The sequence below is a fragment of the Bacillus sp. RC251 genome (assembly GCF_044908765.1).
GTDB classification, from domain to species: domain Bacteria; phylum Bacillota; class Bacilli; order Bacillales; family Bacillaceae_G; genus Bacillus_A; species Bacillus_A wiedmannii.
Window position 1 is genome coordinate 108,467 of sequence record NZ_JBIYDP010000013.1, and the last position, 21,002, is coordinate 129,468.

A 21,002-nucleotide genomic window follows, 5' to 3' on the forward strand; every position below is an offset into this window, starting at 1 on the left:
AATCCCACTCTTATTTCAACTTTTCACATGTATTGTTCAATTGAATCAATCACATTAAAAACGTTCATCAGATAGACAGAAAGAAGATGCCTTAACTCTAAAAATTCTTCATTTTTTAAACAACTAATTTATGTTCTCAAGTCGATCATCTACTTGATTTGAAATTGGAACTGTTGTTCTTTTAAGAAAGAACGATAGAATAAATGCTACACCAGCAATAACAGCTGATACTAAAAATGCATCATTGATTCCTGAAATAGTTGCTTCCATGGAGATGTGCTGCTGTATTTTTGCTAAGGCTTCACCAGTAGGTGCATTTGTTAGCTTATTTATAGCATTAGACATCATTTCTTCTACATGTATTGCTGTTCGATTAGACATAATTGTAACGAGTAGGCTACCACCAATTGCTCCTGAAACCTGTTGAATCGTACTATTCATTGCTGTTCCGTGTGGTGTGAATTCTGGTGGTAATTGATTTAAACCATTCGTCATAATCGGCATCATAACCATTGAGATACCAAGCATACGAGTTGCATATAACACAACTAAATGTGTATACTCAGTGGATCCCGTTAGTTGACTAAATAAAAATGTTGTAACGATTACAATAGCTAAGCCAATAAACGCCAACAATTTCGGACCATATTTATCGAATACTTTTCCTGTAATAGGCATCATAATCCCCATGATTAATGCGCCAGGTAACATTAGTAAACCAGAATCCATTGCGGAAATACCACGGATATTTTGTAAATAAATCGGTAATAACAGCATGGCAGAGAACATCGCCATGTTTAAAGCCACTGAAATAATTGACGATAAAGCAAACATTGGGTATTTATATACTCTAAAGTCGAGCATAGGCTCCTCAAGATTAAATTGACGAACAATTAACCCTACCAACGATGCTAGTCCAATAATAATGGTTAAATAAACATTAGGTGCACTCCATCCACTGTTACCAGCAGAGCTGAATCCATATAAAATACCACCAAAAGCCAAGGCTGATAAGACAACAGATAATCCATCAATTTTGTCATTGCTTTTTTCTTTGTGATCATGTAATTTAAAGTATCCCAAAATCCAGACTAAAGCCATTATAGGAGCCATCATTAAGAAAAGTACCGGCCAATCATAATGTTGGATAACCCACCCCGATAATGTTGGTCCAATAGCAGGTGCAAAAATCATTACTAAACCAAAAATTCCCATTGCTGAGCCACGTTTTTCAGGTGGAAATGTTGTATATAAAACATTCATTAGTAGTGGCATAATTAAAGCCGCTCCTGAAGCTTGAATCATACGAGCCGAAAGTAAGACTGAAAAACTTGGTGCAAATCCACCTATTAATGTACCAATTGTAAACAACCCCATAGAGGTTAAAAATAATCGTCTAGCCGTATATTTTTTTATTAAAAATGCAGTAGTGGGAATTAAAATTCCATTTACTAGCATATATCCTGTCGATAACCATTGTACGGTTGAAGCACTCACATCAAAATCCTTCATGATAGATGGTAAAGCTATATTGAGCAATGTATTACTTAATAACGCTACAAATGCTCCTATCATTAAAATCGCTAATAAGCTAAAAGAAGCTTTTGTTTGTTTTTCTTTCATGTATATGCCCCCTTCTGTACTATCGGTTTATTTTTATACCTCAAGTCCAACAAGGTTAATGATATCTCATTAGCAATTAATTATCAACAAAAATGTACCGGTTGTCCAAAATTGTACTAGTTGTATTTTCTTTGTTACAATATATTTATTAATATAAGAGCATTACCTCTAAAGGAGCTTAGAATATGAATAAGAAGAAAAGAGACGTTTTAGATAAAGCACATGAGCTATTTATAGAACAGGGATATCACGCGACATCTATTCAAGATATTTTAAATCATAGTAATATTTCCAAAGGTTCTTTTTATAATTATTTTTCTTCCAAAGGCGAACTATTCAAAGCTGTATTTAAACTTATCCAAGAAGAGATGCAAGTGGAAAGAGACAAATTACTTATTGGAGAAGATTGTAAAGATATTGCTATCTATATAGAACAAGTCAGCCTCATGATGGAACTTAATAAAAAAAACAAGTTAATGCAATTAATTGAAGATGTGCTTGTATCAAACGATCCAGATCTCATACAATTTATTAAGCAGTCTAAATACTTATTTTTAAGTTGGGTGTATAAACGCTTTACAAATATTTTCCCCGAGGATAAATCAAATTATTTAGTGGATTGTGCGGTTATTTTCATAGGTATGATGCAGAATATTCTTCATACCAGTAATGCATGGAATCAAACAATTACCATAAAGCAAATTGTTACTTATTGTATGGATCGGATAATTATCATTTTGGAAGATATTAGTGAAAAAAGCATTCAATTATTTACACCCGCATATATAAATGAATTTTTACCTCAATCAGATTATAATGATTTTTTTAACAATGAATTTTCAATTGCTACGCTAAACTTAAAAAAAGTAATTGAGAAAAAAAATGGTTTCGAAAAGCAGAAAATGACAACATGTTTAAACCTGTTGTACTTTATTCAAGAAGAGATTATGTATAATAAAGCAGATTCAAGAAAATTTTTAATTGAAAGTGCTTTAACAACTTTAAAAAATAGTCCAGAAATCAATGCCACTCAGGAATATATACAATATGAACAAATTTTAGGGAAAATGGACTATTTTCCGATTTCATAAATTTCATTTTCTTCAATCTAAACTATATACACAAATTTAAAGGTATTCTTATAATGAAAAGACCCTATATCCTGTATATATAGGGTCTTCCAATATATGTTTTTTATCATCATATTTAACGTTGGATGATATTTCTCAGCTATTCCTCTCTGGCCTTTCAAAAGTTTCTTTACCCATTTGAATTAAGTTAATCCCTCTTACAAAAAAGATATCTGTTCTTACTCTGGCTTCATTCCTTTTGAAAAGTATTTTAACGTTTAACTCACATCTGATAGAGATAAGGAACTAATTTCTGGATTTTTGTTAACTCGGTTTATATAGGTTTCTTTTATTTACACTTGCGTACTTATATAGATACGGTGATGATTTTACTTTTTGTTTTTTTATTTTTATTTTTATCATTTTAGCCAAGAAGACTCCTTCCTCAAGGAACGCGAAGTGAGTAGGTGGGAGATGAATTGGCTTCGGACAAGAGATGGCAGGAAGCCATCTTAATTGTTCGACATACATAAACTGTTACTTCACTATCTACCGAATGTATGTTTGTTATATAATAGACACATGCCGAAATGGAGGTGAAATGAATGATGATTAATAAAGCATATAAATTTCGTATCTATCCAAATAAAACACAAGCAACCCTAATTAATAAAACGATTGGCTGTTCTCGTTTTGTATTCAATCATTTCCTATCTCTATGGGATAACGCATACAAAGAGACAGGGAAAGGTTTTACATATGGTACATGCTCTGCCAAACTTCCTGCCCTGAAGAAAGAGTTTGTTTGGCTCAAAGAAGTGGATAGTATTGCGATTCAGTCGTCTGTTCGCAACCTTGCGGATGCTTATACACGCTTTTTCAAAAAACAAACTAGTGCCCCGCGTTTCAAATCTAAGAAAAACAACGTACAATCTTACACCACAAAACAAACAAATGAAAACATTGCCATTGTAGGAAAAAAGATAAAGTTGCCGAAACTAGGTCTTGTTCGATTTGCCAAGAGTCGCGAAGTAAAGGGACGTATTGTAAATGCTACAGTTAGACGGAACCCTTCTGGCAGATACTTTGTGTCATTGTTAGTTGAAACAGAAGTGCAAGAACTTCCAAAAACACAATCTTACATCGGAATGGATGTGGGACTAAAAGATTTCGCCATTTTGTCAGATGGAACAACCTATAAAAATCCGAAGTTTTTTCGGTCATTAGAAGAGAAGTTGGCGAAAGCGCAGCGTGTTCTTTCTAGAAGAATAAAAGGATCTTCTCGCTGGAATAAACAGCGAGTAAAAGTAGCTAGAATTCATGAATACATGACGAATGCTAGAAAAGATTACTTGGACAAAGTCTCAACTGAAATCATCAAAAACCACGATGTTATCGGTATAGAGGATTTGCAAGTATCGAATATGTTAAAGAATCATAAGTTAGCAAAAGCCATTAGTGAAGTATCATGGTCGCAATTTCGATCCATGTTAGAATACAAAGCAATATGGTATGGCAAACAAGTCATTGTCGTATCGAAAACATTTGCTTCCAGCCAATTATGTTCTTGTTGTGGATATCAAAACAAAGACGTTAAAAATCTAAACCTACGTAAATGGAACTGCCCTTCTTGTCGTACACACCATGATAGGGATATTAACGCAAGTATTAATCTAAAGAATGAAGCGATAAGGCTTCTAACCACAAGGACTGTGGAGCTAGCCTAATCAATTAGAGTTCGTTAGAACTCTTTACTTAGGAATCCCTCACTTCTAAACGAAGTGAAAGTGGGGGTAGTTCAAACGACTATGTTCCGAATGATGGATTATCCACAATTTTATATCTAATAAAGAAAGAATTATGTCTGTTTCAAGTGACATTTTGCTTACCTCCTTCTTTCTTAAGTGTTATGTATACATAATATCTTTTAAATCTGGAGCTGATTTGAAATATATATAGTTTTCCTGTGAAGTCTTTATATTGTTTTCTAGTAATTCTCCATACAAACTCCAGATAGTAAAGTTATAATGGCTACTAGAGGTGATATAATGATCAACCATCATATTCTTGTAATAGAAGACGACCAAGAAATTCAGGAATTAATTAAACAATTTTTATTGACACAACAGTATACAGTTGAAGTTGCATCAGATGGATTAGAAGGAATGATACAATTTAATAAGCAATCCTTTGATTTGATTCTTTTGGATGTGATGATGCCAAACCTTAACGGATTTGAAGTTGCGAAAATGATTCGAAGTCAATCAAATGTGCCAGTTATTATGCTGACTGCGTTAGAAGAAGAACAAGAACAAGATCAAATGAAAGGATTTGATCTTGGAATCGATGATTATATTACAAAACCATTCTCTTTTCATGTTTTGATTAGACGAGTCGAAGCAGTACTAAGAAGAAGCAATGATAAAAGCTTAGATAATCATTTCGTCTTTAAAGAATTGCGTGTCGATGCCGACGCCTATAAAGTATATGTAAATGAAGTTGAAATCTCCTTAACAACGAAAGAATTCGAAATTCTGCAACTACTACTACAAAATGAGAGAAAAGTACTCCTAAGAGAAAGCATCGTAGAAAAAGTTTGGGGCTACGATTATATTGGGGAATCACGAATAATCGATACGCATATTAAAAACATACGAAAGAAATTAGATATCCCTTATATTAAAACCATAAAGGGTATAGGTTATAAAATCGATGAATAGGATCGTAAAAATCATGAAGATGAAGCGAATTACTTATAAACTCTTTATGACTACATCCCTCATTTTGTTAGCCTTTGCAGTCCTAATTTATTTAACTTTATACTTCTTTCTTCCTACATTTTATGAGCAATATAAAACAGAGCAGCTTGAAAACGGAATGGAAGAAATAATTGATAAATCTAAGAATCTTACTTTTCAAAATGCACAACCGCTTTTTGAGGAGTATATGCAAAAAAATAATGCAATACTCAGATTTCCAGATTACGAAAGAGTAAACGTTTATTCTACTCCTTATACATTTATTCAAGGAAGTGTTACTCAAACAGCACGAATAGGGAGTTCAAATAGCCTGAACAAATCATATGATATTCCATTTCAGGATGGTAACCAAACCGTCATAGTATACGCAACATTTCAACCTATTGATGAGGCTTCCAAAGTTTTGGTACGTTTCCTTCCCTATATCAGTATTATTGTAGTTGTTATTGGGATAGGAAGTGCTTATTTATTTTCAAGGTTCATTACAAAGCCACTCATTTATATTAATCGAGGGGCACAAAAAATGGCGGACTTAGACTTTTCCGAAAAAATTGAGATTCGTTCTATGGATGAATTAGGGGAACTATCTAATAGCTTGAATGATATGTCCATTAATTTACAACAAACTATGTTTGATTTACAAAAAGCAAATCAGCAATTAAAAAGTGATATTGAAAAAGAAAGAGAAATAGAAACAAAACGCAGAGAATTTTTTGCAACTGTATCACATGAATTAAAGACCCCTCTTACTGTTATGAAAGGGTACTTAGAAGGGATGATATATAATATTGGTCCCTATCAGGATCGTGACCAATATTTAAAGAAAAACCACCAAATTATTGAAAGAATGGAACAGCTGGTTCGTGAGATTCTAAGCATGTCGAAATTAGAACAACATACATTTAAACCACAATTAAAAGAAATAAATCTCTCTGAATTAATAGATATAATCACAAAAGATCTCAGTTTTTTTGCTTCTCAAAAAGACATTCAAATCATAAAACAGATTGATTCTCACTTTTCTGTCTATACAGATCGGGTTCTTTTAGAAAAAGCCTGTAAAAATATTATTCATAATGCAATTATGTATTCACCGAATAATGAGAAGGTATATATACAGCTAACTCAGGACTCAAAACAAAATTGTATCTTAATTCAAATTATCAATACAGGTGTACAAATTAAAGAAAATGATATACAACATGTCTTCGAACCATTTTATCGAATTGAAAAATCAAGAAATCGAAATACTGGTGGGAGTGGCTTAGGATTATATATTGTAAAACAAATTTTTGAAGCACTAGGTTTAGAGTACGTTATTAATAATGTAGAACAAGGTGTACAATTTGTTGTTAGCATTCCAATATCTGAACAATAAACAACCTCCCCTACCAATTCGGGAGGTTGTTTATTAGAGTTTGCTAATATCTCTTACTACTAGTTTCTCTAACAATTTTAGTGCGCTTACCTTTTTATTTTGTACCCTTTGCACCTGTAATTCCCATTGATATTAGTACATTCTGAAGAACATTTTCAGATGAATAGATTACTCGATTGGAAAAATACGAATACCCATTTTTAGATGTATCCAACCTACAAACTTAGCTATGAGTTTTAACTTTATCAGATTCAGATGATCCTAAAATAGTTTGAACTAGAATTGAATTCATGTGTATATAATCAAAAAAGGTTTAATCAATTTACCGGATTAGTCTGATCAAAATCAGACTATTTTTGATCCGTTAATTTCACCATTTTTGTTATTTTTTCACCATTACGATAAACTGTTACTTTAATTGTGTCCCCCGATTTTTTCTTTTCATATAAATACTTGCGGAATTGAACAACATTTTCTATTTGTTGTTCATCCAATGCACTCACAACATCATGCTGTTGTAATCCTCCTTTTTCTGCTGGTGACTGATTTGAGATATTCCCCAAAACAACACCATTTGTTATCTCTTTTGGCAATTTTAATTGATCACGTGCAGAATTTGTAATTTTCTCTACATCAAATAGTTGTACACCTATCATTGGACGTTTAACTATCCCCTCTTTTTCAAGAGACTCTAGAACTGTTTTAGCTATATTAATCGGAATTGCGAATCCAATTCCTTCAACTGCTTGTTGTGCAATTTTACTTGAATTAATTCCAATGACCTCACCCTGCTCATTAAACAAAGCTCCGCCGCTATTCCCAGGATTAATAGCTGCATCTGTTTGAATCACCTGTGCCTGCCAATCCACTTGCTGATTTCCAAGTGTACTAACAGGTATTACTCGATCCTTGCTACTAATAATCCCCTTTGTTACACTTCCTTCTAACCCTAATGGATTACCAATAGCTATCACAGATTCCCCCGTACGAATTTTTTCTGAATCTCCTAGAGTTGCTACTTTTTTCACATCTGTTCCATCAATTTCTAATACAGCTAAATCTAATAATGGATCTTTCCCTACTACTTTAGCAATAAGATTTTTACCATTATTCAATTTCACTTCTATTTTACTTGCACCGTCTATCACATGATTATTTGTGACAATGAAAACCTTATTACCTGTTTTTTTATATATGACGCCTGATCCTGAACCAGCTTCTTCTGATTGTGCTTGCATAGCAAATGGATCTGAATTTTTTTGATAGTTAATGACACCTACTACAACTTCTTTTGCATCTTCAATCATATTTTGAAGACTACTCATACCATCTGGTTTGTGCGAGACAGGAGTAACCTGATTCACCTCGTTATTTTTAGTGAATTGACCTGCACCTCCTTTAATTTCATCTATATAAGGAGTGGTCAAGCTGATTGTAATTGCACCAATCATTGCACCAATTATTCCAGTAAAAAAATAACCTGTTTTTTTACCGTCTCTATTCATGTTTTTTCTTGTTTGATTTGTATCATAGTGTCCCATTTTGAACACTCCTTTCTCCCTTAATATCACTTGGATATTTCCATCTTTATATTTTCACTATAAGTCCTGCATCTGGAGTGTACATGGAGATAATCGGGAGTTTATCGAGAGCTGTAGACCTTTAATACAAAAAAGAACCCTTATAATAAGGATTCTGCAACAGGAAAACACAAATATATAATAATAATTTGTTATTTTCATACTTTTAAAAAACTAATTTTCACTATATGAAAGTTATACATGTTTTAAAATTTGTATCTTTCGAAACACTTCACAGACGTATTGAGGATTCTTTTTATCTTAAGATGCATGAAAATAAAAACTATTTATAAAGGGGTTCTTTACAAACAAAAAGAAGGCATCTCGAATAAAGATTAATCAAAATGGCCTTCTCTACACATGCCCATCAACTTAAGAATTCAGAATTACCCCAAAACAAAAAATGAGCTTTTTTGTTTTGGGGGTATTTACTTTTCTTAGCTTGATAGCGATGTGGTAGGGCCCCTATATTTGACTCTTTTTCTACACCTAGATATTCTAGAGTTCGTTCTAACATAAGTGCAGCCTGTTGACGTGTGAGTGTGCCATATGGCGTAAACTTAGTAGCTGAAACACCTCGGATAATTCCTGTATCGTATAGGGCTTGTACATCATAATACCGGCTGCGAACGTATTTACATCAAGAAGATTAATGGAGCAAATGATGATTGCCCTGAATTGGTATGATAGCTGTTTTTGCAGAGTTTGAGCGTGATATTATTCGTTGAAATTCTCTTCTTAAAGATAATACGTAAATACAAACAAAACCAGCAAAACACCGTTCCTATGTCGTACTGGTTTTGTTGAAGTCCATCTTGAATTGTAGCTAGTTCAACGTAATTGCAAATTCTGAGTTCGGTGCCCCAGCAATTACAACCGTTCCATTCTTCGGCAGTTTTACTTTGTTATTGCCGCTCACGATGGTAAAGTTGACGCATACTCCATCCTCATCATACACCGCGAACGCACCCTTCGATGGCAATGTCACGGTCATCCTTTTTCCTGCTGCCGCTTGCGGGATCGTAAACCATTTAGCATGCCCATTTGCTTGCAGCGTAACTTTGGATGATTGGCCAGCATCAAGTGGTTTTACGTTGGTTCCACTTACGTATAACAACCCGGCCATTTCCATATATTCATTGCCGCCTTCTGTATAGAAATGCGTTTCCGTCGTATCACGGCCATTCATCACGGGGATTTGGAGCTGATGCGTCGCGGTGTTCGGACCTGTAATTTTTCTGCCCTCCCAATAGCCCGCCAGGCCTTCCTTACGAGTAATTTGCGTGGTAATAAGTTTCGGTTGTACGAGATATTCAATAGAACTAAATTTCTCATTCACGAGATAGAATTTAACACCTTCCCGCTTCGCCCATGCGGCAGCGGTTTTCTTCGATAGCACATTGTCTTCTAGTTTCTCGGCTAAATAGTGAGTCATCACACCTTGCCCTAAATCTGGTGTCGATTTATATGTGCTCTCCCTCAAATAAGTTCTTCCATTCTTCTCGGTGACAAAGTTGAGCTTAGAAGTACCCTTCTCATTAATAAAGCTTCCATCCGCAGTATATACATATGTTTCTTCTTGATTAGATGGTAAGAACAGTTCTCCATTCTTCGTAATTTCAATTTTGAAATGAGTTTCGCTATTGCCATAAAATCCCGCTTTCTTTGCCACGTCTTGAGGCATCTTGACCTTAACCGGCTTTCCAAAAGATTTGTTAGGCTTGATGTTCTTAATTGTACCCTTCTCTTTAAGCGTGGCGAGCAGCAATTCCGTTGCCAGCAGTTGATTTGTAGAGCTTCGTCCACCGGATGACAACACAGCCGCTGCCATTTTCTGTTCCGGAAGCACAACCAGTATAGCATGTTGCAGTGCCGTGTCGCCGCCCTTAGCCAAGCCTTTTATCCCATATTCACTGAATGGGTATAGTTTCACACTATCCCAGCCAAGACCATAGTTAAAAATATTATCTCCATCCCCCGGCCACATTCCTTTTTTATATTCCTCTTGCTCCATCGCCTTGACTACCTTATCAGAGAGGATCCCTTTTCCCTGTCCTATAAATAATTGTGAGAATCGTACCATATCTTCTGCCGTGGAAGAGACCCCTCCCGTACCAATCACATTCACAGATTCAATTGGAAGCTGCCCATGGTACGCCGGAAAATAAAGTCCAGCCCGCTTTTCGTCTCTCCATTTGTCCTGCGGCGTTTTTGTATGATTCATCTTTAAGGGTTCTGTAAACCGTTGATGTAGAAATTTGGTAAAGCTCATACCGCTGACTCTTTCCACCAAAATTTCGGCCAGCGTAAAGCCATCGTTGCAGTATACCGAGAACGCGCCAGGGTCTGCTTTCAGGCTCTGGTTGGACAATTGCTGCAACAAGAAATCATGGGAATAGGTATCATTATCGTTAAATAAAAATGCATTACTTAACGTTGAACCTTGCAAGCCAGAGGAGTGATTCAACAGCATACGCAGGGTAATGCGTTTGTACCGCACATCTTTCATATTAAAATCAGGAACATAGTTGACCACAGGAGCATCCAAATCGACTTTTCCTTCGTCGACCAATTTCATTACAGCCGCTGTTGTGTACATTTTACTGACTGAACCAATCCCGTATAGAGTATCTTTGGTTAGCGGCTGTTCCCCTTCCATATCGTTCTTTCCAGCCTGCCCCGACAAAGTAAGCTTGCCATTATCAATTAGTGCATACTGCACGCTAGTCGTCCCATGGGACTTCGTGAGTAGCGCAGCCTTTTCTGCTGCAATCTTCTTCAACTCTTGGCTAGCTGCTTCTGCGTTAGATACAACTGTAGTCTTACTGTCAGAAAATGCTTTCGCCCCTGTTGGTAGAATCATAGTTAGCGCTAATGTAACGGCTAATACACCAGTTAGTTTATTTTTCATGAGGGAATTGCCTCCTTAGATAAGTAATCAATTTCATCATTTATTTGTTTAACTATGAAAATATGATAAAATTTATCTGTTCTTCCTTTTGGCTTACTTGCTAAATTCAGCAAGTAAAATATTTTTAAAAGGATCAGGACTATCAGCATTAAGGCTGTTCAAATTGACAGCTAATGTATGCTTGCCTCCAAGTGTGCCTCCAGCAAAAGTAACAAACCCTGGAATGCTACCTCCGTGTCCCCATATTGAGACACCGTTTGGAAGCTTAGCTTCATAGATTCCAAGACCATATCTGCCAAGTGCAGCTTCTCCTGTTGGAACTGTAGTAAGCATTTGTTTTAGTTGCTGTTCTTTTAGTAATTTACCCCCAAGTAAGTAAGAGAAAAATTTGTTTAAATCATCAGCAGTAGAAATCATATCTCCAGCCGAGCTTCCCATACTTGGGTTATAATAAGTAACATCTTTTGGCTCACTTGCTCCGTCTAGTTGGATATATCCACGGGCATGCTTGGTTCCTAGAATCACGCTTGAATTGCCTGGTGAGAATGTATTCGATAATTCAAGCGGTTCAATAATCCGATTTTCAATCTCTTCCGCATAGCTGTTCCCGGTTACTGTTTCAATAAGGATCCCTAGTAATACGTATCCTGTATTTGAATAAGACCAGCTCTTTCCTGGAGCAAAATCTGGGGGCATCGAAATCCCCATCTTTACTAATTCTTCAGCCCTATACGATTTTTTAGTATCCATAAGATTAAAGCCTTTTGACCTTGTGTATTCAGCGATACCACTTGTGTGGTTCAATAATTGCCGGATAGTAATCTGTTTATCATCATACCCGTTTCCTTGAATGACACCAGGCAACCATTTTTCAATAGAGTCGTCTAGATTCAAGCTGTTCTCTTCGGCTAATTGAAGTACAACTGTTACCGTGAACGTCTTCGTCACGCTACCAATGCGAAAGCGAAAATCTGTTTTCATTGGTTTCTTGCTGCTCAGATTCGCTACCCCAGCGGCATAACTCCATGTTTTTCCACCCTCAGAAGTTTTAGCAAGTACCCCCGGGAATCCAAGTTGTAATGTATCCCGCACTGCTTGCTTGACAGAATTATCGTTGAGTACTTGTTTGTAACGAACTAGATACACTTTGAGTAGGTTCTGCTTTTACAATTAAGGTTGGCGTTGTGTATAACAGGGCACTTCCAGCTATTAAAAGGGAAAGACTTGCACATGTAATTTGACTATGTGTTTTCATAGGGCATTCCTCTCCTCTATTCATATTGTATAGGTGGTTTCTTGCTATTTCGTATTAACCACACAGCTACCATCTCCACCAATGAAAAAAGGTCAACATTGAATTCGTAATTATCTTCATAATTATTATTTTTACAACCGCCATTCTGTCCTGGGTAAATCCCTCTTTTTCCACATATATGTTAACCACAGAAATTACTTCTTTTCTTTGAAATACTCTTGTTACTGGTCTGTTTTTCATATATAAGTCATATCTGTTCCGCCCTTCACGCCTCTTTATATTTTTATCATACACAATGAAAATTTCTTTTTTCTTACCCATTTCTTACAAATTACTTACATTCAAAATCGCTTTTATAATAGGGTAGAAGGAGCATCTGTGCCGTAAGGGTCAGTAAATATATTAATCAAAAAGAAACACAGAGGTTTTTTACTTCTGTGTTTCTTTTTTCCATCCTTTTAAATATTAAGAGTCGATTTACCCTTAACAGGATGAATTCTGGCTCTTTTCTAATGTAATTTTTCTTCTTGCAATACAACACAAATGAAATTGTGCTACATGAAACACTCCTACCGTTGTTAAAATCACTTGTTTTTAAGTCAAAATTTATTTAACTTAGGGCAGATACTCCATATCCATCAGCTTAAGAAAAATAAACGCCCTCAAAACGAAAAAATAAACTACCTTCTCAAAGTAACTACCTGTAGAAAAAGAAAATGTTCATTTAGGAGATATATTAAAACCTTAGCTTGATAGTAATGTGGTGCTACCCCATCGCTATCAACCTAAGCTTATGCAAAGTCAATTTTAGGCGAGATTGTTTCTTTTTTCTAAAGGGCAAGTGTAGATGATTGAAAGATTTGCATACGAAATAAACCCTAACGGGTTTCACTTTTTTGAATTAAGCGGCTTGATTATCAGACATGGTACAATTGTAAACGACACCTAATATATCAAAGACCGTTTTTTTCTCATATCGATGAGATTTCCGCCCGTTTTGCTGTAGGATATTGAACAGGCGAAGTAACACCTTTGATAGCTCTTGGGTGTTTTTCTGTATAGCTTGGAAAAGAAGAAGAAAGTAATCTTTAATCATATATATGGCCTTATATTCACTCAGTTCTCGTTTCTTTTTCATAAGAAGTAATTGCCGCATTTGAAACATGGTAGAAGAACAGAGTAGAATGGCATTCAGTTTTCCATACAAATGGCATTCCAATCGTTCTCATTTTATCTTTTTACAATGATGAATATGAAAGAATGATTTCCACGTTTTAAATAAAATCTCGATTTGCCAACGTAAAGAATACCAATCATGCACCTGCCCCATCGGGACAATATCTGTAGGGGTATTTGTCATATATACATTGATACCGCTAAGTCGTTTACTACGAGCAGAATACTTCATTCCTTTCTTTTTTTCTCTTACAGTTTGATCTTGTAATCGTTTTTGTTCTTTTGTTAGTCGATGAATAATCACACGAGTTGGGACTTTATCCGTCATTCCTACATAAGCGTTGGATATTTCATATGTTTGTCCTGGCTGAAGAGAGTTCATTAAAACCTCCATATCTATCTGGATATACTCTGTAGCTTTCTTGATTCTGCCATCTTGAAAATAATCAAGATTAGGATTTTTTTGATACATACGTGTATTCGATTTGATACGTGAGATATAATAAACCTTTTTATCTTGTATATGTTGAAGATCTTTCAAATGGAAATAACCTAAATCTCGGATACATAAATCATTCGCTGTTACAGTTGGGGCACACAGGGAACCGTAGGTTCGATCATGTTGTTTACCTGGACCTGTATGAATATGAAGGAACTGTCCACTTAATAAATCATACTCAAGCTGAATCTTTACTCCCGCTGTATGGCTGCATCCTCCTGCACCTGGATAAACAAACGAAAAAAGATCTGGAAGTTGAAATGCAGTTGAATCTAAAATATGAATACGCTTGAAAACAGAAGTATATGGAGAAGAAATCGGTATAGATGAGGACAATTTTTGGTTTAGTAGTTCGGATAGTGTGTGTTGTAAAAATTGGACGGCTGCTTTATTAAATCGTTGATTCAGTCCCTCGGGACTGATGAGCACTTCTGTCGATGCTTCTAAACAGCTAGATAACTGAGTTAAAGACGTCGTAGCGACATTTTGATTCATCCATACACATAAAGCGACTAAATCTTTTGCTTGGTACTTACTGGTTCGTTGAACAAAACCAACATCTCTAGCAAAATCTCGTAAGATATTTGGGGATAAGAAGCTTTGAATTTCTTGAGCAAATAGTTGTAATTCATCAGATACAGAAATAGACATACAAAAACGCCATCCTTTCCTATGATTCTACAGAAAGCATAGCGTATTTTTCATTTTAGGGGGTATTTTGTTTTGTTAGCTTGATAGTGATGGGGTAGCGTCAGGAAAATGCGGATTTACAACGCTAAGCCCATTTTCAAGACGATTCCCCTGTTTTTAACAACGTTAAATTTGTTAAATTACAAATGTATCCAGAGCCTCATTATATAGAAAGCTATCGGAAAAGAACAAATAGTGTTTTCTTCCCTCATTAAAGGGCCAGATTGTTGAAGAAAACCCCGTTCCTGCTAGAAACTAAATGGTATACTAATCATAAAATACTTTAAAAAGGGAGGATATACAATGGTTGCAAAGACTGAAGAGGATTTTAATGGATTAAAAGTAATTGGTGAAATTTGTGGCGCGATTCGAGATGAATTAGTCCATAGTACGAAACCTGGAATTACCACAAAAGAACTCGATGAAATTGCGAGAGAGATGTTTGAAAAAGCAGGAGCTCAATCTGCCCCAAAAAGTGAATACGATTTTCCTGGATATACGTGCATTAGCATAAATGAAGAAGTAGCGCACGGGATTCCAGGGAGACGGACCATTCAAGAAGGGGACATTGTAAATATTGATGTTTCAGGTTCAAAAAACGGATATTTCGCAGATACCGGAATTTCCTTTGTAGTAGGGGAAGGAGAGACAATTTTACAGAAAATATGTGACGTTGCTAAAGAAGCATTCGATGCTGGACTTAAGAAGGCAAAGCCAGGTTCAAAAAAAAGCGCGCTCGGAAAAGCTGCACACAATGTAGCAAAACAGCATGGCTTAACAGTCATAAAAAATCTTACTGGACACGGTGTTGGGCGTTCGATTCATGAAGAACCAAAACACATTTTCAATTACTTCTCTCACTATGATGACGAAATTTTAAAGGATGGTATGGTAATTGCCTTTGAGCCTATGATCTCTACATTTGAAGAGGAAGTTTTCCAATCCGAAGATGGATGGACCTGCCTAACCGATGAAAGCTTTGTGGCCCAATACGAACATACGATTATCCTTACCAAGGAAGGACCGATTATTACTACATTGTAAGAGCACTAATACCACAATAGGGCGCTTTAATGGAGCAATGAAAAGCCTAATTTTTCATTTTTATGCTGAGAAATTAGGCTTTTTAATATTGAAATTTCCTTAACGTTGTAAATCCGCATTTTCCTGACGGTACCCCAGGTAGAGCTAGATACTTTATGGTATTACTTAATGATTGTAGAGATGGCTTGTTTGTATACCAGTTGTTGTTTACCATGAACCATCATTAGGACGGTAAATTTATCTGTAGCAAGGATCTGCCCACGTACTGGAACGCCATTCTTTAAAAATACAGTAACTTCCCCTTTTTTCTCTTTCAATTGTTCATACATATCTTCTTGTAAATTAAACATGGAATGCGCCCCCTGGTTTGTTTGTATGTACTTTTCTTCTCATACCTGTTGCTTTTCACTGTTGGATATTTGTGATTCCCATTCACTTTCTATTTTTCTAAATCATTTTCCTATTTTGCTTAGATAATATCTTTTTACTTCAACATAAGGAATCCAAATTTCACGTTCCTGTATTTGATTCATCACTTCATGAAGAATCTCATCATGTTCATACTTTTTAGGTTTTCTATGATGTGTTTTTACAAACTGTATATATTCTCTACGTAACCAATTAGTGTAGTTTTAAAATAAAGTTTGATTAAAAACCCATCTGCAATCCTTATATAAACGGTAATAAGAAAACCGTTAATTTGAATAAAGATTGATCAAAATAACGGTTTTCTGTCTGATAAAATAACAACTTTTTATAATAAAGTCTGATCATTTCTTTTTCCTTAAAAGCCCCCGTTAGCGACATAAGGATACTCCCGCCATTTTAAATTCGTTTGAGGTCTCCTTTAATGATTGAGTACATATATAAATCATCAAATTTTCCACAAGTATATTCATAATGCCTCAATAAACCTTCTCTTTTAAACCCCTGATTTTCTACTAATTTTTGTGATGATAAATTCGCAGGATCAATTAGAGCCTCAATTCGTTCCATTTCAAAGTGTTTATAGCCACATTTAATAACAGCTTCTATAGCTTCACTAGCTATTCCTTGTCCCCAATATTCTTTGTTTAATTCAAACCCTATTTCAGCTCGATAATGTTTAGGGCGCATATTAAGAAAGCCACAACTACCTATAACAACACCAATGTTTTTCTGTGTAATCCCCCACCTTATACCTGTACCTTCTTCCAATATAGATTTATACCATCTTATTTCGCTCAAGACGTCATTTGGTGATTCGTATGGTTCTAATCCCATATGTTTAACAACGTCTTTATCTGACAGATATTTATACATATCGTTAGCATCCTCTGGTGTCACTTCTTTTAAAATTAACCTTTCTGTTTCTATGATTGGAAATTTATTCATCAGAAAGTCTCCCTCTATAAGTATTGGTTTTAGTGATCTTATAATATTTTCTATTCTAGACTATCTCACTTACATTAGATAGTAATCTATTACACAGCTCGATCAAACTAGGCCCTTATGCAGCTAAACTGCCGCAATCTCCTTATTTTGAAAACGTTAACAAATTCTACTTTTTTCGATATGAAATTTAGCATATCGATTGACATACAGGATAATCCATCCACTATTTTCGATATAAAAACTATTAACCCCAAATATAGATTTGAATCATATTTCTCAATGAACAGAATAACTTAACGTGGTAAAATATTATTTGGATGGGAGTCCAATACATATTATTAAAATTAAAGTGGTTCAAATCGGAGGAAGGCGCCTTAGGGTGTCTTTTCTTTATTTTCAAAAGGACCTGCTCAATTAATCCGTAAAAACATAAGGTAAAGTGAACCCGTTAAAATACATGAATGACCTTAATTTTCCCCTCCTACTCAAAGGAGAGATTAAAATGGGATTTGGTGGTAGTTGCGGTAGTTGTGGCGGCGGCTTTGCTGGAGGCTTTGCTTTATTAGTTGTATTATTTATTTTATTAATCATCGTTGGAGCTTCTTGCTTCTGCTAAAAAAACTATCGGAAAAGACACTCTTATATGAGTGTCTTTTCTTTATGCGTTAAAAAGCCCACCTATTTCCGTAGGTGGGCCTTATCTTTATTACACAATACCAAAGTATACTCTCTTTTTCTCATAAACTTTATGTAATTATACATATTCGTAATAATTACACTAAATAAATATTACATGTAATAAAATATAAATTGTGGACACGTTCTATAAAGCAGATTCTCCGATTAGAAGGCGTAACACATCTCAACCATATAGATGTAGCGTTGCTTTAATCTAGCCAAACAAACGATCTCGATTCTCTTGTATTTGTACACTAACAATCTGGTAAAAATAAATGATTCTGTTTTATAGGACGTGTTTACTGAATGTCCACTACATATTATTAAAAGTAAAGTGCTTCAAGTCGCAAGAAGGCACCTTATGGTGTCTTTTTTTGTTTATGGATTTTTTTAGAAAATATTCGAAATATAATACAATCAATTATATTATTATGTGTGTATGACTTCTGATTTTTAATAATTCCGAAATTTAATAGGGGGAAACAATAATGAAATTAGGAAAATTAGCATTAATTGGGACTTTAACATTTAGCGGGTTTACTGTAATAGAAATGAGTAAGCCTACCTCACAAGTTGCTGCAGCTTACTCAGATCCATTTAATGATGATTGGGGATTTAAAACCATTGTTGATCTGGAAAGTTCCGTGGAAAGTACATATCAACCTGATTGGAAGATTGGGATTTAATAACTGGTGATACATTTTACTTAACGCAGCACTTTGGTAGAGAACATTTTGGTGCGCAAATGAAAATTTTTAAAGTCCACACAAATGGTACCCTAGAACGATTCCAAACAATAGAACCAGAATTTCTTCCTGGAACAGAAATTTGGCAAACTCCTATCACAGATAGCTATACAAGTGGTACTTATGTAGCTGCAATTAAATATCGTGGTGAATTCACGTATTCAAATCAATTTACAATCAATTAAGGATGTAATAAATTAGAAACGGGCACTCAAAAGAGTGCTTTTACTATTTCTCAATACTCGAAATTATTTAACGTGGTAAAATAATAATTGGATTGGCATCCAATACCATATTACGATGGTTCAAATCGCAGGAAGGCACCTTAGGGTGTCTTTTCTTTATGTTATTGTTTTATTTATAAATTGCTTAAATTCAAAAAAGACATAAAATAGAACTTAATATAATAATCCTAATAAATCGATAATCTCAATAACTTTCTTATCTTCTACTCTACAATAAAGCTTTGTACCCTTGCGCTCACTAATTACCACATTACCTTTAGTTAATTTGCGTACATGTTGTAAAGTCATAGGTTCCGAAATATGCGTCGCAGCACTCAACTGAGAAACTGTCAAAGTCCCACTTACAATCAATTCACGTACAATTAATAAACGACTTAAACTGCCCAATAACTCTAAGATTTCAGCACCACTTTCATAATTACTAGGATCCATATTGAAATTGCCCGACATACTATTCATCTCCCTAATATCAATACAAATATTAAATAGCTTAACATAAAAACGAAAAGTATTCTCCTAATAATTTCTATAAAAATGTAAAAATTTCAAGTCGGAGGAAGGCACCTTAGGGTGTCTTTTCTTTATTTCTTAAAGGACCTGCTCAATAAATACTTAAAAACATAAGGTAAAGTGAATCCATTAAAATAACAACTTACCCATTGTTCTATCTCCTAATTAAAGGAGGAAAAAATATGAGTTTCGGTGGTTCTTGCGGTGGCTTTGGTGGCGGATTTGCTTTACTGATCGTTCTATTCATCCTGTTAATTATTATCGGATGTAGTTGTTGGGGCGGCGGCGGTGGCGGATTCGGATACTAAAAAGGGGGCACTCATAAGAGTGTCTTTTTTCTCAATATAAGAATTCTAAGAATGTGCTATTATTTTAATACAAATTCCCTTTTGTGCAATGAGATAGTAATACCCCATATAGCCCACCTATTTCCGTAGGTGGGCTATATGGGGTACGGAAACGATTCAGGGAATGAGGGGCCACTCTGGAAGTTTATTCCTCTAATTGTTTCCGTACCCAGCCGACCTAAAAAGTAAAACTAAGTTCATGTTTTTTTATAATTAGTAAAATAGACAGTTAAATATTCATATAAAAAACCCGTTATATCAGTACATACACATGATACAACGGGTTTTTATGGGTTTAACATTTTCTTAGTTTTGTAAAACTCATTATATCGTCTTCATATGTAAAACTTCGTATCTCCATTTATAGCTTCTAGAAGATTTACATCCACACTAGGTTCAGGAACAGGGACCGGCGCTGCGTTTGCAATTGCTGCTACGGCTTGTTTAAATGATGCTGGTGCAGCTGCTACAGCATTTCCGGTTTTTACTTATTATAATCTTTATGTGAATGGTGTGCTTCAACCAGGGGGAAGTTCTACTGTTACTACTGGCGCAGCTGGTGCAATCACAATTCCAGGAGGAGACACAGTGGATCCAGGAATTCCAATTACTGTTGAATTTATCGTAACTTAATCCACATCTTTTGCTTTTGGACAGATTTCTTTATTAGGAAATCTGTCCTTTTTTTAACTAATAGTAATGAATTGCAGAATAATTGAAGCTCCTTGTACTGGAGCCTCGGGGGCTAACAAAGTTAACTGTCCCGTTACAACCTGGTATGAAGTTAGTGGCTGAAGAATTCCATTTATGAATAAATTAATATAGGAAACATCACTTGGTGACAATATCTGCGTTGTTCCATATTGAGGTAAGCCATCAGCATTTGTATATATGAGTTTTTGTCCATCTGAAAAAGTAAAATACAATATATTTGTCGTTTGTATTGCTCCAGTTGGACCCGTTACTCCGGTTGGACCCGTCACTCCGGTTGAACCCGTTGCTCCAGTTGGACCCGTTACTCCAGTTGGACCCGTTACTCCAGTTGGACCCGTTACTCCAGTTGGACCCGTTACTCCAGTTGGACCCGTTACTCCAGTTGGACCCGTTACTCCAGTTG

15 protein-coding genes and 7 pseudogenes are annotated in these 21,002 nt (G+C 35.3%); 10 read left to right on the forward strand and 12 right to left on the reverse strand.

The window, feature by feature from the left end; translation table 11 throughout:
- Positions 1-123: 123 nt before the first annotated feature.
- Positions 124-1,623, reverse strand: a complete 1,500-nt coding sequence (locus ABH961_RS25895) for a DHA2 family efflux MFS transporter permease subunit (RefSeq protein WP_404520334.1) — start codon at positions 1,621-1,623, stop codon at positions 124-126.
- 185 nt (positions 1,624-1,808) lie between these two features.
- Here ABH961_RS25895 and ABH961_RS25900 point away from each other — a divergent pair, with 185 nt between their 5' ends.
- From ABH961_RS25900 to ABH961_RS25920, 5 genes and pseudogenes are all read left to right on the forward strand, one after another.
- Complete coding sequence (locus tag ABH961_RS25900) at positions 1,809-2,714, forward strand: TetR/AcrR family transcriptional regulator (RefSeq protein WP_002204066.1); 906 nt, start codon at positions 1,809-1,811, stop codon at positions 2,712-2,714.
- Between the two features lie 584 nt (positions 2,715-3,298).
- Positions 3,299-4,420, forward strand: a complete 1,122-nt coding sequence (gene tnpB / locus ABH961_RS25905; protein WP_404520336.1) for an IS200/IS605 family element RNA-guided endonuclease TnpB — start codon at positions 3,299-3,301, stop codon at positions 4,418-4,420.
- A gap of 321 nt (positions 4,421-4,741) precedes the next feature.
- Positions 4,742-5,413, forward strand: a complete 672-nt coding sequence (locus tag ABH961_RS25910) for a response regulator transcription factor (RefSeq protein WP_404520337.1) — start codon at positions 4,742-4,744, stop codon at positions 5,411-5,413.
- Positions 5,406-5,664, forward strand: a pseudogene (locus ABH961_RS25915) (two-component sensor histidine kinase); the annotation flags it as partial. The gene ABH961_RS25910 and the pseudogene ABH961_RS25915, both read left to right, overlap by 8 nt.
- 116 nt (positions 5,665-5,780) lie before the next feature.
- Positions 5,781-6,830, forward strand: a pseudogene (locus ABH961_RS25920) (sensor histidine kinase); the annotation flags it as partial.
- 350 nt (positions 6,831-7,180) lie between these two features.
- Here the strand turns inward: ABH961_RS25920 and ABH961_RS25925 are convergent.
- The 5 genes and pseudogenes from ABH961_RS25925 to ABH961_RS25945 all read right to left on the reverse strand — a co-directional run bounded on the left by ABH961_RS25925 (position 7,181) and on the right by ABH961_RS25945 (position 14,902).
- Complete coding sequence (locus ABH961_RS25925) at positions 7,181-8,380, reverse strand: S1C family serine protease (protein ID WP_404520338.1); 1,200 nt, start codon at positions 8,378-8,380, stop codon at positions 7,181-7,183.
- A 397-nt stretch (positions 8,381-8,777) separates the two neighbouring features.
- Positions 8,778-9,014, reverse strand: a pseudogene (locus ABH961_RS25930) (S-layer homology domain-containing protein); the annotation flags it as partial.
- A gap of 222 nt (positions 9,015-9,236) precedes the next feature.
- Positions 9,237-11,321 carry a serine hydrolase domain-containing protein gene (locus ABH961_RS25935; RefSeq protein WP_404520340.1) on the reverse strand — a complete coding sequence of 695 codons (2,085 nt, stop codon included), beginning with the start codon at positions 11,319-11,321 and terminating at the stop codon, positions 9,237-9,239.
- Positions 11,322-11,414: 93 nt separating this feature from the next.
- Positions 11,415-12,576, reverse strand: a pseudogene (locus ABH961_RS25940) (serine hydrolase domain-containing protein).
- A 901-nt stretch (positions 12,577-13,477) separates the two neighbouring features.
- Positions 13,478-14,902, reverse strand: a pseudogene (locus tag ABH961_RS25945) (IS4 family transposase).
- A gap of 342 nt (positions 14,903-15,244) precedes the next feature.
- Here ABH961_RS25945 and map point away from each other — a divergent pair.
- Positions 15,245-15,985 carry a type I methionyl aminopeptidase gene (gene map, locus ABH961_RS25950; RefSeq protein ID WP_002204084.1) on the forward strand — a complete coding sequence of 247 codons (741 nt, stop codon included), beginning with the start codon at positions 15,245-15,247 and terminating at the stop codon, positions 15,983-15,985.
- 161 nt (positions 15,986-16,146) lie between these two features.
- Here map and hfq read toward each other — a convergent pair whose 3' ends face one another.
- The 4 genes and pseudogenes from hfq to ABH961_RS25970 form a co-directional block, all read right to left on the reverse strand.
- Positions 16,147-16,335 (reverse strand): RNA chaperone Hfq, encoded by a 189-nt coding sequence (hfq, locus tag ABH961_RS25955; RefSeq protein ID WP_002203963.1) that lies wholly within the window; start codon positions 16,333-16,335, stop codon positions 16,147-16,149.
- Positions 16,336-16,374: 39 nt separating this feature from the next.
- Positions 16,375-16,611: pseudogene (locus ABH961_RS25960) on the reverse strand (transposase); the annotation flags it as partial.
- 43 nt (positions 16,612-16,654) lie between these two features.
- Complete coding sequence (locus ABH961_RS25965) at positions 16,655-16,792, reverse strand: hypothetical protein (RefSeq protein WP_404520342.1); 138 nt, start codon at positions 16,790-16,792, stop codon at positions 16,655-16,657.
- An 18-nt stretch (positions 16,793-16,810) separates the two neighbouring features.
- Positions 16,811-17,359 carry a GNAT family N-acetyltransferase gene (locus tag ABH961_RS25970; protein ID WP_002204086.1) on the reverse strand — a complete coding sequence of 183 codons (549 nt, stop codon included), beginning with the start codon at positions 17,357-17,359 and terminating at the stop codon, positions 16,811-16,813.
- A gap of 502 nt (positions 17,360-17,861) precedes the next feature.
- On the opposite strand from ABH961_RS25970, the gene ABH961_RS25975 reads away from it, so the two are divergent.
- Positions 17,862-17,975: a YjcZ family sporulation protein gene (locus tag ABH961_RS25975; RefSeq protein WP_113937363.1), complete on the forward strand. Its 114-nt coding sequence runs from the start codon at positions 17,862-17,864 to the stop codon at positions 17,973-17,975.
- 550 nt (positions 17,976-18,525) lie between these two features.
- Positions 18,526-18,968: pseudogene (locus ABH961_RS25980) on the forward strand (DUF5065 family protein).
- A 213-nt stretch (positions 18,969-19,181) separates the two neighbouring features.
- Here the strand turns inward: ABH961_RS25980 and ABH961_RS25985 are convergent.
- Entirely contained in the window at positions 19,182-19,478 is a 297-nt protein-coding gene (locus tag ABH961_RS25985; RefSeq protein ID WP_016093809.1) for an ArsR/SmtB family transcription factor, read from the reverse strand.
- Between the two features lie 242 nt (positions 19,479-19,720).
- Between ABH961_RS25985 and ABH961_RS25990 the strand changes: the two genes are divergently transcribed.
- A complete protein-coding gene (locus tag ABH961_RS25990; protein ID WP_002169341.1) occupies positions 19,721-19,846 on the forward strand; it encodes a YjcZ family sporulation protein in 126 nt (41 codons plus the stop codon).
- A 402-nt stretch (positions 19,847-20,248) separates the two neighbouring features.
- Positions 20,249-20,518 (forward strand): DUF4183 domain-containing protein, encoded by a 270-nt coding sequence (locus ABH961_RS25995; RefSeq protein ID WP_330548297.1) that lies wholly within the window; start codon positions 20,249-20,251, stop codon positions 20,516-20,518.
- Positions 20,519-20,571: 53 nt separating this feature from the next.
- On the opposite strand, the gene ABH961_RS26000 is transcribed toward ABH961_RS25995, so the two are convergent.
- Positions 20,572-21,002 (reverse strand): DUF4183 domain-containing protein (locus ABH961_RS26000; RefSeq protein WP_404520344.1); only part of this gene is annotated, 431 nt, incomplete at its 5' end.

Coding starts and splice junctions, on each gene's coding strand:
- hfq (WP_002203963.1), bottom strand. CDS start 16,335: ATGTTTAATTTACAAGAAGATATGTATGAACAATTGAAAGAGAAAAAA.
- map (WP_002204084.1), top strand. CDS start 15,245: ATGGTTGCAAAGACTGAAGAGGATTTTAATGGATTAAAAGTAATTGGT.
- ABH961_RS25965 (WP_404520342.1), bottom strand. CDS start 16,792: ATGTCGCTAACGGGGGCTTTTAAGGAAAAAGAAATGATCAGACTTTAT.
- ABH961_RS25935 (WP_404520340.1), bottom strand. CDS start 11,321: ATGAAAAATAAACTAACTGGTGTATTAGCCGTTACATTAGCGCTAACT.
- ABH961_RS25970 (WP_002204086.1), bottom strand. CDS start 17,359: ATGAATAAATTTCCAATCATAGAAACAGAAAGGTTAATTTTAAAAGAA.
- ABH961_RS25910 (WP_404520337.1), top strand. CDS start 4,742: ATGATCAACCATCATATTCTTGTAATAGAAGACGACCAAGAAATTCAG.
- ABH961_RS25975 (WP_113937363.1), top strand. CDS start 17,862: ATGGGATTTGGTGGTAGTTGCGGTAGTTGTGGCGGCGGCTTTGCTGGA.
- ABH961_RS25985 (WP_016093809.1), bottom strand. CDS start 19,478: ATGTCGGGCAATTTCAATATGGATCCTAGTAATTATGAAAGTGGTGCT.
- tnpB (WP_404520336.1), top strand. CDS start 3,299: ATGATGATTAATAAAGCATATAAATTTCGTATCTATCCAAATAAAACA.
- ABH961_RS25990 (WP_002169341.1), top strand. CDS start 19,721: ATGAGTTTCGGTGGTTCTTGCGGTGGCTTTGGTGGCGGATTTGCTTTA.
- ABH961_RS25895 (WP_404520334.1), bottom strand. CDS start 1,623: ATGAAAGAAAAACAAACAAAAGCTTCTTTTAGCTTATTAGCGATTTTA.
- ABH961_RS25900 (WP_002204066.1), top strand. CDS start 1,809: ATGAATAAGAAGAAAAGAGACGTTTTAGATAAAGCACATGAGCTATTT.